Annotated in this window: 13 protein-coding genes; 7 read left to right on the forward strand and 6 right to left on the reverse strand. The window is 42.7% G+C overall.

Annotated elements, in window-relative coordinates:
* Positions 1 to 96: 96 nt before the first annotated feature.
* On the reverse strand, positions 97 to 1,002 hold the full coding sequence (locus tag AAFX28_RS00605) for a LysR substrate-binding domain-containing protein (protein WP_408684696.1): 906 nt from the start codon (positions 1,000 to 1,002) through the stop codon (positions 97 to 99).
* A 254-nt stretch (positions 1,003 to 1,256) separates the two neighbouring features.
* On the opposite strand from AAFX28_RS00605, the gene focA reads away from it, so the two are divergent.
* On the forward strand, positions 1,257 to 2,708 hold the full coding sequence (gene focA / locus AAFX28_RS00610) for a formate transporter FocA (protein ID WP_408684698.1): 1,452 nt from the start codon (positions 1,257 to 1,259) through the stop codon (positions 2,706 to 2,708).
* Positions 2,709 to 2,815: 107 nt separating this feature from the next.
* On the opposite strand, the gene AAFX28_RS00615 is transcribed toward focA, so the two are convergent.
* From AAFX28_RS00615 to AAFX28_RS00625, 3 genes are all read right to left on the reverse strand, one after another.
* Positions 2,816 to 3,385, reverse strand: coding sequence for a YceI family protein (locus tag AAFX28_RS00615; RefSeq protein ID WP_408684700.1), 570 nt, complete (start codon positions 3,383 to 3,385; stop codon positions 2,816 to 2,818).
* Positions 3,382 to 3,921 carry a cytochrome b gene (locus AAFX28_RS00620; RefSeq protein WP_408684702.1) on the reverse strand — a complete coding sequence of 180 codons (540 nt, stop codon included), beginning with the start codon at positions 3,919 to 3,921 and terminating at the stop codon, positions 3,382 to 3,384. The genes AAFX28_RS00615 and AAFX28_RS00620 overlap by 4 nt, the downstream gene beginning before the upstream one ends.
* A 152-nt stretch (positions 3,922 to 4,073) precedes the next feature.
* The gene (locus tag AAFX28_RS00625; protein ID WP_408684704.1) at positions 4,074 to 4,322 is read right to left on the reverse strand and encodes a DUF2164 domain-containing protein; all 249 of its coding nucleotides are present in this window, start codon (positions 4,320 to 4,322) and stop codon (positions 4,074 to 4,076) included.
* A gap of 103 nt (positions 4,323 to 4,425) precedes the next feature.
* Here AAFX28_RS00625 and AAFX28_RS00630 point away from each other — a divergent pair, with 103 nt between their 5' ends.
* From AAFX28_RS00630 to dcuC, 3 genes are all read left to right on the forward strand, one after another.
* Positions 4,426 to 5,061 carry a hypothetical protein gene (locus AAFX28_RS00630; protein ID WP_408686785.1) on the forward strand — a complete coding sequence of 212 codons (636 nt, stop codon included), beginning with the start codon at positions 4,426 to 4,428 and terminating at the stop codon, positions 5,059 to 5,061.
* A 356-nt stretch (positions 5,062 to 5,417) separates the two neighbouring features.
* Positions 5,418 to 6,263 (forward strand): EAL domain-containing protein, encoded by an 846-nt coding sequence (locus tag AAFX28_RS00635; RefSeq protein ID WP_408686786.1) that lies wholly within the window; start codon positions 5,418 to 5,420, stop codon positions 6,261 to 6,263.
* A 252-nt stretch (positions 6,264 to 6,515) separates the two neighbouring features.
* Positions 6,516 to 7,883, forward strand: coding sequence for an anaerobic C4-dicarboxylate transporter DcuC (dcuC, locus tag AAFX28_RS00640; protein WP_408684705.1), 1,368 nt, complete (start codon positions 6,516 to 6,518; stop codon positions 7,881 to 7,883).
* A 66-nt stretch (positions 7,884 to 7,949) separates the two neighbouring features.
* Here the strand turns inward: dcuC and AAFX28_RS00645 are convergent, their stop codons facing one another.
* Both AAFX28_RS00645 and narQ read right to left on the reverse strand, forming a co-directional pair.
* Entirely contained in the window at positions 7,950 to 8,582 is a 633-nt protein-coding gene (locus AAFX28_RS00645) for a response regulator (protein WP_408684707.1), read from the reverse strand.
* Positions 8,569 to 10,302 (reverse strand): nitrate/nitrite two-component system sensor histidine kinase NarQ, encoded by a 1,734-nt coding sequence (narQ, locus tag AAFX28_RS00650; RefSeq protein WP_408684709.1) that lies wholly within the window; start codon positions 10,300 to 10,302, stop codon positions 8,569 to 8,571. The genes AAFX28_RS00645 and narQ overlap by 14 nt, the downstream gene beginning before the upstream one ends.
* A 243-nt stretch (positions 10,303 to 10,545) precedes the next feature.
* On the opposite strand from narQ, the gene napF reads away from it, so the two are divergent.
* From napF to napA, 3 genes are read left to right on the forward strand one after another with little or no spacing between them, the layout of a single operon-like run.
* Complete coding sequence (napF, locus tag AAFX28_RS00655; protein ID WP_408684711.1) at positions 10,546 to 11,028, forward strand: ferredoxin-type protein NapF; 483 nt, start codon at positions 10,546 to 10,548, stop codon at positions 11,026 to 11,028.
* An 18-nt stretch (positions 11,029 to 11,046) separates the two neighbouring features.
* Positions 11,047 to 11,361 carry a chaperone NapD gene (locus AAFX28_RS00660; RefSeq protein ID WP_408684712.1) on the forward strand — a complete coding sequence of 105 codons (315 nt, stop codon included), beginning with the start codon at positions 11,047 to 11,049 and terminating at the stop codon, positions 11,359 to 11,361.
* The gene (gene napA, locus AAFX28_RS00665) at positions 11,358 to 13,847 is read left to right on the forward strand and encodes a periplasmic nitrate reductase subunit alpha (RefSeq protein WP_408684714.1); all 2,490 of its coding nucleotides are present in this window, start codon (positions 11,358 to 11,360) and stop codon (positions 13,845 to 13,847) included. The genes AAFX28_RS00660 and napA overlap by 4 nt, the downstream gene beginning before the upstream one ends.
* The last annotated feature ends 45 nt before the right edge of the window (positions 13,848 to 13,892 follow it).

Here is a 13,892-nt window from a genome sequence, read left to right on the forward strand (position 1 = left end):
ATAGCACTGATCACATTTAATGAAATTAAAACGACATTCATTACACATGAATTGTGACGCAATCGTTATTTCAACAGAAATAGGAACTATAAAGACTTAGAACACAGACGGCTTACCTTTCATCATTCGCGCCCCTTCTCTTTTAATACATTCGACTAGAGGGTTTTCAATCATATCCGCACGCCAAACGAACGAGAGTGTTCTCTCCATTTTTAGCTCGGGTACATTAAGTGCGACAAGATGACCACTCTCAATAAAGCGCTCAACATCAAGGTAAGGTAAGCAAGTGATGTATTGTCCATGTTCAACCATACTACGCAGCACAGGAACGTGTTCATATTCCCTCCACACATCAAGATCTTCGATAAGATGATGAATGGAACTGTCGAAAATCATGCGCGTACCACTACCGTGCTCTCGAAGTACCCATTTAGCTTGTTCTAATTGAGCTAGGCTGACTGTTTCTTGTTTTGCAAATGGGTGGTGCGCTGCGGCCACTACGGTCAAATGATCTCGGCACCAAACTTCTTGCTGAAGACGATTATCGTCACAACGGCCTTCGATGATGCCAAGGTCATATTTATAGTCGAGTACACCCTCAATGACACTATCGGTACTTTTCACCTTTAACGAGATACGCATTTCAGGAAATGAGTTATCAATAATACTGATAAGGTCTGGAACAAGGTGTTCAGCCGGAGTCTGACTTGCACCTAATTTAAGATGGCCACTTAATAAATGCTGCTCGTAAAACCCCATTTCAATCTGTTGGGCGTCTTGCAACAAGCGCTTAGCTTTTGGGCGTAACCACATTCCCCAATGCGTCAATGCCATCTGCTTTCCCTGTCGTTCAAACAAAGGTCTACCTAGCATCTTTTCTAATTGTGCTAACGACATACTGGTCGCTGATTGTGTTAACGCTAACTTGTCAGCTGCAAGGCTGACGCTGCCAGTATCCGCAACAGCGTCAAATACAGTCAGCTGTTTCAATGAGTATCGCATAAGGCTCCTATCCTTGTGGGTTGCGCGAGTTTTACAACATAAAAAACTCCAGCGACTTACGAAATATCCTAGGAATAATACGCAAGCCGTTTCATTTTACCTTCTCTCTAATCCATATCAATATTTTTGATAAGGATTTTAAAAATTATCAATTTTACCTGTACTTAATCACTCCTTAATCTGAATTGGCAGTCAGCGAGAGGTTGCTGCACTTTTAAGGAGATTAACTATGACGTTCACATTCGGGAGTGCTTATGACATCAGCTCAAACGAATAACCAGTACTTTTCACCCATGGAAATGATGGCAGAGGCAGAAAAGTTTGCGCTAAGTAAAGCAAAGAAAAGCAGCGGTATGACCCTCAGTCTGGCCATCATGGCAGGTGCTTTTATTGGCTTAGCCTTTTTGTTCTATATAACAGTGACTACGGGTAGTACAGATGCAGGTTGGGGACTTAGCCGACTAGCTGGTGGACTTGCCTTTAGTATGGGCCTGATTCTCATCGTTATTTGCGGCGGCGAGTTATTTACCAGTTCGGTTCTTTCTAGCATTTCATGGGCAAATAAACAGATTAGCTTTAACAAAATGCTCTCTATTTGGGGAAAGGTTTATGTCGGTAATTTTATCGGCGCAATGTTGCTACTCACGATTGTCGCAGTAGCAGGCTTGTACCAGATGGATCACGGTCAATGGGGATTGAACGCACTCAATATTGCGCAACACAAGTTACACCATACTACCGTACAAGCTTTCGCTCTTGGTGTTCTTTGTAACTTACTTGTGTGCTTAGCAATTTGGTTAACCTTCAGTAGCGCTAACGCTCTGACTAAAGCTGCGATGACGATCATGCCTGTCGCAATGTTTGTTTCAAGTGGGTTTGAACACTGTGTCGCCAATATGTTCATGGTTCCACTGGGTATCGTCATTCAAAACTTTGCTCCAGATTCATTTTGGCAACAAGTCGGCGTCAGCGCTGCGCAATACTCAGACTTAAATATTAAACAATTTCTGTTTGCGAACTTAATTCCCGTAACGCTTGGGAACATCGTTGGAGGCTCTGTTCTTGTTGGGCTTGCCAATTGGGGAATCTACCGCAGACCACAACTAAAAGCCGCGAATGTTCGCGCTATTACTAAAACAACTCAGATTAATACGGCTAAGGAAATCATCATGAACAACAACATCACTGCAAAAAATGTAATGAACTCTAACCCACTTATCTTGCGCGCAGAAATGCTTACTCCAGTTGCGATTGACTCGCTGTTAGAACATCGCCAAGTAAGTGCTCCAGTTTGTGATATTGAAGGTCGTCTGGTTGGTTTCTTCTCGGCTCACGACATCATGGTTGACCTATGGTGTCAGGATTATATCCCAGCGAAAGAACAAAAAGTCGTGGACATCATGGCTCGTGACGTTATAGCGATTGACGTTAACGATAAGCTAGTTGATATCGCCGAATTCCTTTGTGTAGACAAAGATCAGCTATATCCAACAACCAGCATGGGCATTGCAACGCAGCTAACAACGCTGTCATTAGAAGAACGAGCAAAGGCAATGAAAGTCAGTAAACCACACGTACTACCTGTTCTAGAAGACGGAAAGCTCGTTGGTGTAATCACAAGAGAAGATATATTGAATGCTCTTCGCCCTATTTATGGTGAGCGCATGAACATTGTCGAAACAAAGCGTGAGCTTGAAACAGCGTAAATATAAAAACAAACAACGCTGTGGCTAGGAATTTGGTCGGGAAATAAGTCGCTTGATCAAAACGCCCCCAACCTATGTTGGGGGCACTTTGTATTTATAAGAAGGTGTTACTTCTTGATACCTTCAACATGCAGTTCCATGTCGACGTAGCTAGAACTACCCATTACCGCAATATCAAAATCAGCAAGTTCTAAACGAGTGGTTCCAACAAAACCTGCACGCTCACCACCCCAAGGGTCTTGACCTGCACCAATAAATTCAGCATCGATTGTGATTGGTTTCGTTACACCGTGAAGGTTTAGATCACCATTAACTTCTAACTGACCGTTACCTTTATCAACAACACTGGTACTAGTAAATGTCGCTGTAGAGTATTTAGATGCATCAATGAAGTCTGAGCTACGGATATGCTTATCACGCTCAGCATGGTTAGAGTCTAAGCTTGTCGTATCAACGTTCACCGTCACTTTTGAAGCCGAAACATTTGCTGGGTCGTAAGAAAACTCACCATCAAACGTATTGAAACGACCTTGAATGAAACTATAACCTAGGTGACTAACTTTAAAGTTAACTGAAGCATGAGCGCCTTTAGTGTCGATCATGTAATCCGCCGCGCTTGCACCAAATGGTAATGCCATTACCATTGCTAATCCGGTAGCAAATAACGTTTTTTTCATTTTGAAGCTCCTATCATCTTGCGTAGCGTGTTGTCTTTATTAATAAAGTGGTGTTTTAAAGCTGCAATAGCGTGAACAGCTGCAATTAGAATCAGCGCCCAGGCAGCATAAAAGTGAATTTGTCCTGCAATATCTGCCTGCCCTTCAAATAGAGCACCTAAAGCAGGTACAGTAAACCATTCAAATACATCAATTCCTCGACCATCTTCGGTCGAGATTAGATAACCAGATATCGGAAGTGCGAGAAGAATTATGTACATGATTGCGTGTGCCAGCTTTGCACCAAGTACTTCATAGCTTGCGCCTTCCACTTTTGGTGACACTGTCACACACTTCCAAACAAACCTAAATAGAGTCAATAACGCTAATAGAATACCGATAGATTTATGCCAGTGAGGCGCAGTTCGATACCACTCGCTATAGTATGAAAGGTCAACCATCCATAAACCCACGGCGAACATACCAATAACGACTAATGCCGATACCCAATGAATCGCTCGCGCTAGCACATTGTAGTTTTTAACTTCTGATTCCATTTGCAAACCTTAATGGTTAAATGACTCTTATTTAAATTTAGAGTACATAGCTCTTCTTTCTTGCAACAGATTATTTACCATTCTTTACAATAGTGAAATATTCTCCGCTTGATGAAGTCATTCGAAAATTTTGAAGGAACTAACCTTCGCTGCTAGAAATCACTTGGTTGCTCTATTTCGTAAATTTCGTCTGCGATATCAACAATTTTGCGTTGCATGATGAACTGCGCATCTGATAAACCTTGGTTGTAAAAGGCTGGCCCAAACTTTGTTGTGATAAAGTCGAGCAAAAAATCCGCATCAAATTGGCCAATTTCCACATCGAGCTCATCTTCTAAATAGCGCTGTAGAGCACTAGACATCGCCTGTTTTTGTTGTGACGTAAATTCAATCTTAGACATAAACCCCTAAAGCTCCTCATGTTTTAGTCGATTAAGTGTAACGAAACTTAACGTGTGCGTGTTACGCTATTTGCGCATATTGCTCATTATGGAGAGATGGATCTTGTTATTGGATGTGCTAGTTCAGAGTGTTAACGAATTTCAGGCTGACTGCATGGTATTGTGTGAAAAGCACTACCCTACAATTCATAATAAAGGAATGAGCGAGCACCATTTAGGTCTAGCGTTTGCTCGTCGACTTTCTCGCACGTTAAACGAGTTTGGTCATGATTATGATTACAAGCCCCTAGATACATCTCAAAGCTCTGATCTCCCGCATCACTACCGAGTCAGTTCTGATATAGGCACGGTTTGGGTTTTGACTTCACACTTAGTTAGTGCAGGTCCTTCATGCCGCAAGAAACTATTTAAAACCATTGCCCAATGGCAAGAGGAATACGGGTTTGCTGTTCAACCCAACGACCTTTTACTTCTATTAACAGATCACTGGATTACTCGCAGTAAACAGAGCCGTGAACTCCTACACTGGTGGACAGGCGAACTCCCTGACGAAATTGACGAGTATCGCACCCAAGGCATTGCTTTGTATGAAAGTGAGTCTCAGCTTTCTTTATCGTTGGAAGAGCACTTTAATTTAAGCCCATATTTCGTGAAGTTTACTCACCCACTCAAACGCGCTACTGATAAGCAACTGGTACGAAAGTATATACAACTGTATTCCGTTATTCAGTTGAGTTAACAAACTGCTCTATAACTTTTTGGCTCTCGCACCACAAAATAGTTTAGTAGAGTTACGGACAGCACCATGTAGGATGAGAGATTCCTCCCGATTTTAATCTGTTGGACTGCACTCCACTATCAATTCATCTCAGAATCTATAAAATCTTAATCTAACTCACTAGTCACCGACAGAGTTATCAAAGTAACCGCCTGAAATATCGAAGGATGTTTATTTTTATTTACTTAAACTTAGACAGGACTACTATTTAAGTTGAGGTAAATGTTGACAAAATCATGCCTCAGTCAATATTATGGCAACCGTTTGCTTTACACCGTTCGGAAAAGCGCATATTTATCGAGGTCGAAGAAGTAGATATGATTCTCTCAACTCAGCAACAATTCGTTGATTGTCTGTCTATGAACGATAAACTCCAGTACATAGGACAGTACAAAGAGTTGACTCTTAATAGCGTATTTCAACCTATCTTTAATGCAGCCAACAATGTAATTGGTGTTGAAGCCCTCGTGCGCATCAAACACACTCAACAAGGCTGTATTCGGCCCGATATTTTTTTTCACTCAGATGAAACACCACTGGATGACAAAATCAATGTTGAACGCCTTAGCCGCGTGATCCATATTCGAAATTTTGCCCGTTCCAAGTATCGTCACTTAAAATTGTTCCTGAACGTTTTACCCTCTGCTGGTGAATATCTCGCCCTAGAAAATATCGATTCTAGCTTACTTGCTAAGCGCTTGCGCTCTTTAAACATCAACAATGACCAAATTGTCATGGAAGTGGTAGAGCTTGATGCTGACAACGAACAAAGCCTTGTTGATGCGATGAAAAAATTGAACGAGAGCAATTTTAATATTGCCGTAGACGACTTTGGTGTCGATGCATCAAACAGAGAACGTGTTGAAAAGCTCAAACCCAGTATCCTAAAAATTGATCGTTCGTTGATGCTTTCCTATATGGATGGGGATAAGTTTCCTTTGCTGTCAGGCTTACAGTTAGCGAAAAAACTCGGCTCCAAAGTCGTAGTTGAAGGAATCGAAACAAAAGAACAACTCGCCGCAATGCGTTCACTTAATGTAGAGATGTACCAAGGGTATTATCTCGCCTTACCAGAAGCACTGGAAGCCGTATATTGTGACGAAAGCAATGATTTTACTTCACTCGGTGATCCTAGCGTAATTTATAACCGCTCTTCTCTGTAAGCACTCAACAAACAGCCCAATCCCAATATTTGATCTATTTAAAACTTCCTTATGCCCGCTCTTCAATATATTTAACATCTACAGAACCTTACAAAAACAACATGTTTCACTACTTGTAATACACAGTTTAATTTATTGTTCCAGATCATCGGATAGTTAAGTTAGCCTCGTCTCTCAGCATAGAATTCTGTACATTCTTTGACATAGTTTGAAACAGTTTCTTTATATTTATAATTAGTTGAGGATATTTCTATGCTGGAACTCTTAATCGGGTTAGCAGTGACAGTGGCCGTAGGTTACTTCATTGTTAAAGGCTACAAAGCCGCCGGTGTGCTTTTAACAGCGGGTGTACTACTACTCATTCTAACTGGTCTTATTGGCCATACAGTCCTTCCTGCCAAAGTTGCATCCACAGGAAATCTATTCACTGATGCACTAGAGTACGTTAAATACATGCTTCAATACCGAGGCGGCGGCCTAGGTATGCAAATTATGCTACTTTGTGGTTTCGCTTCATACATGACACATATTGGCGCTAACAATGTTGTAGTTAAACAGTTTTCTAAGCCTTTATCTGTCATTAAGTCGCCATATGTACTGCTTGTTGCGGCTTACATTGTTGCATGTTTGATGTCACTTGCCGTGAGTTCTGCAACAGGCCTAGGTGTGCTATTAATGGCAACGCTATTCCCTATGATGACTGCAATGGGTATCTCTCGCCCTGCAGCTGTTGCTGTATGTGCATCACCTGCAGCTATCATCCTTTCACCAACATCTGGCGACGTAGTGATTGCCGCTGAGAAATCTGGTTTGGCATTAGACGTGTTCGCAGTACAAACGGTTCTACCAGTATCAATCTGCGCGATCATCGTAATGGCAGCCGCTGCGTTCTTCTGGAATAAATATCTAGATAAGAAAGACAACTCGCCGATGGAGCGTGTTGACGTGTCTGAGATTGAAGTGAACGCACCAGCATTTTATGCAGTGCTTCCTTTCCTACCTATCATTGGTGTATTCCTATTCAACGGCCGTACGATTCCAGGACTTCAACTGGATATCTACACAATCGTTGTTTTGTCTATCTTTATTGGTGCCCTAGTCGATTTCGTTAAGAAACGCTTTGATGGTGAGAAAACACTGCAAGATCTAGAGTCTTGCTACCAAGGTATGGCTGACGCTTTCAAAGGTGTAGTAATGCTATTGGTTGCGGCTGGTGTATTTGCACAAGGTCTAATGTCAATTGGTGCGATCGATAACCTACTTCACCTAGCTGAAACAGCAGGCGCTGGTGGTATTGCTCTAATGCTTATTCTGACTGGCCTTACTGTTGCTGCTGCAATTGCGACAGGTTCTGGTAACGCACCATTCTATGCGTTTGTTGAACTAGCTCCATCACTTGCTGCAAAAATGGGTTTAAACCCAGCATTCCTAATCATTCCAATGCTACAAGCATCTAACTTGGGTCGTACTATTTCTCCAGTATCTGGCGTTGTGGTTGCTACATCTGGTATGGGTAAGATTAGCCCATTCGAAGTAGTTAAACGTACTTCAGTACCTGTGATTTGTGGCTTGGTTACGGTAATTATCGGTACTTTGGTTCTTGTACCAATGACGGCTTAAATCAATTATAAAATACAAAGGGCGCTCAATGAGCGCCCTTTTTTTAATTTTATTTGCCAGCTGGTGTTACTTCATATCACCATAGCGTTCTAAATATAGCACTGTTGCTGCTGTGCGAGACGGCACTTGAAGCTTTTTAAGCAAACTCTTCATATGAACTTTCACCGTCGACTCTGAAATAAAGAGTGTGTCTGCGATCTGCTTGTTTCTTAGGCCTTTCGCAACCTCTTTCAGAATCTGCATTTCGCGATCAGTTAACTCATCGAATACGCTACTGCTGTTTTCACGTTCAGCCAAGTAGGTTGCAACTTCTTTACTGTACGCCTTGTTACCACGTAACGAATCTTTCAACAAATCGATAAGCTCATCTGGCTCAGTGTCTTTGAGCAAGTAGCCATCAGCCCCTGCCTTAACTATCGCTTCTATGTCAGCAGGACTATCAGAAACGGTAAGAATGACAATCGTCGCATCGCACTCATCAGCACGTAATGCATTTAGTGTGTCTAGGCCAGACATGCCTTTCATATTCAAATCAAGAAGAATTAAATCTGGCTTATGCTCATGATTTTGTGCGACAGCGTCCGTACCATTGCTAGCTTCAGCGACCACTTCAAATTCGTCTTCGAAGCTCAACAACTGGTTGATACCACGTCGCATTAGTGGGTGGTCATCGACCAATAACACTCTACACTCTGTCAATGTTACAATCCTTAATTTTGGGGTACTTTAAATAGACCTCACAGCCGTTCTGTTGATTCGCTGTGATAGTTAGCTCACCGTTAAGCCTTGAAGCGCGTTCCTGCATAATACTCAATCCATAATGGTTGGCTTTTTCAAGTTTAGTATCAAAGCCAATTCCGTCGTCTTTAACCAAAACTTGGATATGAGTATCTGTTTCGCCGCACTCTATTTTTATATGTTTTGCCCGAGCATGCTTGATCGCGTTTGTCGTCGCCTCTCGGATTAGCTGTAACAAGTGTACTTGCTGGTTTGTATCAAGTTCAATTGATGACAGCTGATTATTAAGATTTATTTCAGCATCTGTTTGATCTGACAGCTGCTCCGTCATGCTCTGTAACGCCGTACCAAAGCTGCCCTCTTGAATCGACAATCTAAATGTCGTTAATAGCTCTCGAAGCTGCGTGTAGGCGGCAGATAGACCGGTATCTAGTTCGGCCAGAACCGGGGACGTTTTCTGCAATGCTGGTGAATCTGGAATTTTACTCATGCCTCTCTTTAACAAGGAGACTTGTATTTTCAAATAAGATAGCGCTTGGGCTAAAGAATCATGCAGCTCTCTAGCAATAGTAGCGCGTTCTTCCATAACAAGCAGTTGTTCTGCCTGACGCTGAGCCTGATTATAATATACCGCACGCGATAATATCTGTACAAAGTTGTCAATCAATGCTTGATCTGGACATGGCAACGAGACTTTCCAGTATAGCGTTCCAAGCTCTAGACCGTCCAACGAAAGCTTCTCACTACTGCACGATTCTTTGCAGTTTCTGCACTCTTCCCCTTCAGAAATTAAAATTGGCTTTTCACCAGGTTCATTGATTTCTAGCCGAGCGGCAGAAATACCTTCCAAACTGACAATATGCCTTAAGATGGCTGAAAAGTTATCTTGTGTGATTCTAGAGGCAGTAAGCTCTTGTGAAGACTGGTACAACACCCTGAGTGAATCATTGGCATTTTGAAGTTTGAGAGTTTTCTCGTTAACTGCCTTTTCTAAGCCTCTGTATAGATTGCCCAGATCACGCGCCATATTGTTGAACGCTTTTGCGAGAACCCCCATTTCATTTTCGCTCGCGATATTTAACTGTACATCAAACGAACGAGCTTGAATCTGCTCACTAGCAAGGACCAAAGAGTTTAACGGAGTCACAACATGCTTACGCGTATAATGAACCACGAACACACTGATCAATAATACAAAGCCCAGCCCTAATCCGCCAACCCAAGCTAACGAAATCAATTTCTTTTCAGAATAATCCTGGAGCTTGAAAACGAACGCATCTATCTGATTAACAAAACCTTCGACGAGATCTAAGTAGCGTTCTCTGTCACTTCCTCTAAGAACCTGTTTAAGTTCATGCCAACGTGTAATTAAGCTGTAGTAGTCATGAGTAATGTCTTCAGGCACTGACCAATTTTGCAGCGCTTTCATCGAATGAGAGTAGATAGAATGCTCAAACATAACAATATGCGAAGCATAGTCTTCTGACTCTGCTTGTATGTCATATGCTAGGCGATAGCTCTGCATCCGCATTGAGCCTGCGACATTTACTGCCTCAGCATCGTTTAAACTTGAAGCTAAGGTAAAAATAGCGAAGCTTGTTGTCGCCACAGAGAGCAACAAAATGCATATCATTGCCTTGGCAATTGTCGTCGTAACTGAACTTTTCACATTCTTTAACATGTGATTTTTTAACACCTTCACACAATTTTATTGTTTACATACTAAGCTTATAATTAATTGGCGCGACAATATGTGATCACTTCATCGTAAGTTTATTGATCTAAAACAAGTTTAATCCCCAATTACCACCTAGGGGGTATTTATCGAAATATTTCAAAAACTACAATTTATATATGGATAAATGACAGAATATGAACAATCATTTATTCGTAATTACAATAGCTAACAAGTTTAGGTGAGACAGTGGTAGACCTCTCCAAAAGACGCTTTTTCTCAAAACGTACAGTTGACGATAATACTACTCGTCTACCTTGGCTTGCAAACAGCGCTCTGTTCACCGACATGTGTACTCGTTGTGGGAAGTGTGCCGAAAATTGTGAAACAAAAATCATCATTAATGGTGATGGCGGTTTTCCTCAAGTAGATTTCTCACGTGGTGAATGTACTTTTTGTTACGGATGCGCGCAGGCGTGTCCGGAATCGTTGTTTAAAGAAGAACAAGATAATCCATGGGGTGCGAAAGCAAGCATCGCTGAGAGTTGTCTAGCAAAGCAAAATGTCGAATGCCGAAGCTGTGGAGATATGTGTGACACCATGGCGATCCAATTCAAGTTGGAAATCGGTAGAGTCGCACAACCAAATTTAGACCTTGATGAATGTACAGGTTGCGGAGCATGCGTTGCGGTATGCCCTACTTCATCCATCAATGTGAGCAAGTTAGTTTAAGAAAAACGGAAGTATCAAATGTCACTGAATGAAGTGCATATTTCGAGCTTAGTCATCCATTGTGCTCCAGAGCACCTTGAAACGATTAAGTCTCAGATTGAAGAAATTGATAATGCCGAGATATACGGCGATAGCCCAGAAGGGAAAATCGTCGTTGTGATGGAAACAGAAAACCAAGGTTTTATCACTGACAATATCGAAGCAATTAACAACTTACCAAACGTTTTAAGCACAGTACTGGTTTATCACCAAATCGAAACTGAGCTAGATGAAAACGAATTAGAAAATAAAAACACTGGAACTCAACATTCCCAAACCGAGGGTGAAGTATGAAGATGACAAGACGAGCGTTTGTGAAAGCAAACGCGGCAGCATCAGCAGCAGCAGTCGCAGGTATAACACTGCCAGCGTCAGCTACTAACCTGATCGCTAGCTCAGACCAAACTAAAATCACATGGGATAAAGCGCCTTGTCGTTTCTGTGGTACGGGGTGTTCTGTTCTTGTAGGTACGCAAAACGGCAAAGTCGTAGCGACACAAGGTGACCCTGAAGCACCAGTAAACAAAGGTTTAAACTGTATCAAAGGTTACTTCCTTTCTAAGATCATGTACGGTCAAGACCGTTTGACTCAGCCTTTACTTCGTATGACAGACGGACAATACGATAAAGATGGTGAGTTCACACCTGTATCTTGGGATGTTGCGTTCGACACAATGGCTGACAAATGGAAAGCTGCTCTGAAAAAGAACGGTCCAACAGGTGTTGGTATGTTCGGTTCTGGCCAGTGGACCGTTATGGAAGGTTACGCTGCAGCTAAAATGATGAAAGCGGGCTTCCGTTCAAACAATATTGACCCTAACGCACGTCACTGTATGGCATCTGCGGTAGGTGCTTTCATGCGTACATTTGGTATCGATGAGCCAATGGGTTGTTATGATGACTTTGAAGCTGCAGACTCGTTTGTACTTTGGGGTTCGAACATGGCTGAAATGCACCCGGTTCTATGGACTCGTATCACTGACCGTCGTCTTAGCCACCCACATGTTAAAGTAAACGTACTGTCTACTTACTACCACCGTTCATTCGAGCTAGCAGACAAAGGTTATATCTTTAAACCTCAGTCAGATCTTGCAATTGCAAACTTTATCGCGAACTACATCATCGAAAACGATGCTGTAAACTGGGATTTCGTTAACAAGCACACTAACTTCAAGCAAGCGACAACAGACATCGGTTACGGCCTACGTGACGACGATCCTCTACAGCAAGCTGCAGCTAACCCTAACTCGGGCGCAATGACATCTATCTCATTCGAAGAGTACAAGAAGTCAGTTGCTCCTTACACAGTTGAGAAAGCCGCTGAAATGTCAGGTGTTGCTGAAGACAAGCTAATTGAACTAGCTAAGCAATACGCAGATCCAAATACTAAGGTTATGTCTCTATGGACTATGGGTATGAACCAACATACTCGTGGTGTATGGATGAACAGCCTGGTTTACAACATTCACCTATTAACAGGTAAAATTGCGACTCCGGGTAACAGCCCATTCTCACTAACAGGTCAGCCATCAGCGTGCGGTACTGCGCGTGAAGTTGGTACGTTCTCACACCGCCTGCCTGCAGACATGGTTGTTGCAAACCCTAAACACCGTAAGATTGCTGAAGGCATCTGGAAGCTACCAGAAGGTACGATTCCACCTAAGCCTGGTAAACACGCAGTTGCTCAAGACCGTGCACTAAAAGACGGTACTATCAACGCTTACTGGGTAATGTGTAACAACAACATGCAAGCGGGTCCAAACATCAACGGTGAGCGTCTACCTGGTTACCGTAACCCTGAAAACTTCATTGTATGTTCAGACCCATACCCTACAGCAACAGCACAAGCTGCTGACCTTGTTCTTCCTACAGCAATGTGGATTGAAAAAGAAGGCGCTTACGGTAACGCGGAACGTCGTACTCAAGCTTGGTACCAACAAGTGAATACCGTTGGCGAAGCTAAGTCTGACCTATGGCAAATCATGGAGTTCTCTAAACGCTTCACTATGGAAGAAGTTTGGGGTGAAGAACTACTTGCGAAAGCACCTGAGTACCGCGGTAAGACAATGTACGACATGCTGTTCAAAAACGGCCAAGTCGACAAGTTCCCAATCGAAGAAGCTCGTGAGCTTAACGATGACGCACACGCTCAAGGTTTCTACGTTCAAAAAGGCCTATTCGAAGAATACGCTGCATTCGGTCGCGACCATGGTCACGATTTAGCACCATACGATGTTTACCACCAAGTACGTGGTCTACGTTGGCCAGTTGTTGATGGTAAAGAAACGCTATGGCGCTACAAAGAAGGTTCAGATCCATATGCTAAACCAGGCAGTGGTTGGGACTTCTACGGTAAGCCAGATGGTAAAGCACTCATTATCTCTGCACCATACGAAGCTCCACCAGAAGCACCTGATGCTGAGTTCGATATGTGGTTATGTACAGGCCGTGTTCTTGAGCACTGGCATACAGGTACTATGACTCGTCGTGTACCAGAGCTGTACAAAGCGGTTCCTGACGCGGTGTGTTACATGCACCCTGCTGATGCTAAAGCTCGTGGCGTTCGTCGTGGTGAAGAAGTTCTTATCGCGAATAAACGTGGTGAGGTTCGTGTTCGTGTTGAAACTCGTGGCCGTAACCGTCCACCTCAAGGCTTGGTATTCGTACCGTTCTTTGACGCACGCATTCTTATTAACAAGCTAATTCTAGACGCAACTGACCCACTGTCTAAACAGACAGACTTCAAGAAGTGTCCAGTTAAGATCACTAAGATCGCTTAAATATGAATGCTCTGACTGCTCTGTTTAGGGCAGTCAGAATCAAGA

The sequence above is a fragment of the Vibrio sp. TBV020 genome (assembly GCF_046056895.1).
Lineage (GTDB): Bacteria > Pseudomonadota > Gammaproteobacteria > Enterobacterales > Vibrionaceae > Vibrio.

What these genes read in the sequence shown, in the direction of transcription:
- AAFX28_RS00625 (WP_408684704.1), bottom strand. Translation starts at nt 4,322, where the DNA reads ATGTCTAAGATTGAATTTACGTCACAACAAAAACAGGCGATGTCTAGT.
- dcuC (WP_408684705.1), top strand. Translation starts at nt 6,516, where the DNA reads ATGCTGGAACTCTTAATCGGGTTAGCAGTGACAGTGGCCGTAGGTTAC.
- AAFX28_RS00620 (WP_408684702.1), bottom strand. Translation starts at nt 3,921, where the DNA reads ATGGAATCAGAAGTTAAAAACTACAATGTGCTAGCGCGAGCGATTCAT.
- AAFX28_RS00660 (WP_408684712.1), top strand. Translation starts at nt 11,047, where the DNA reads ATGTCACTGAATGAAGTGCATATTTCGAGCTTAGTCATCCATTGTGCT.
- focA (WP_408684698.1), top strand. Translation starts at nt 1,257, where the DNA reads ATGACATCAGCTCAAACGAATAACCAGTACTTTTCACCCATGGAAATG.
- narQ (WP_408684709.1), bottom strand. Translation starts at nt 10,302, where the DNA reads ATGTTAAAGAATGTGAAAAGTTCAGTTACGACGACAATTGCCAAGGCA.
- AAFX28_RS00605 (WP_408684696.1), bottom strand. Translation starts at nt 1,002, where the DNA reads ATGCGATACTCATTGAAACAGCTGACTGTATTTGACGCTGTTGCGGAT.
- napA (WP_408684714.1), top strand. Translation starts at nt 11,358, where the DNA reads ATGAAGATGACAAGACGAGCGTTTGTGAAAGCAAACGCGGCAGCATCA.
- AAFX28_RS00635 (WP_408686786.1), top strand. Translation starts at nt 5,418, where the DNA reads ATGATTCTCTCAACTCAGCAACAATTCGTTGATTGTCTGTCTATGAAC.
- AAFX28_RS00615 (WP_408684700.1), bottom strand. Translation starts at nt 3,385, where the DNA reads ATGAAAAAAACGTTATTTGCTACCGGATTAGCAATGGTAATGGCATTA.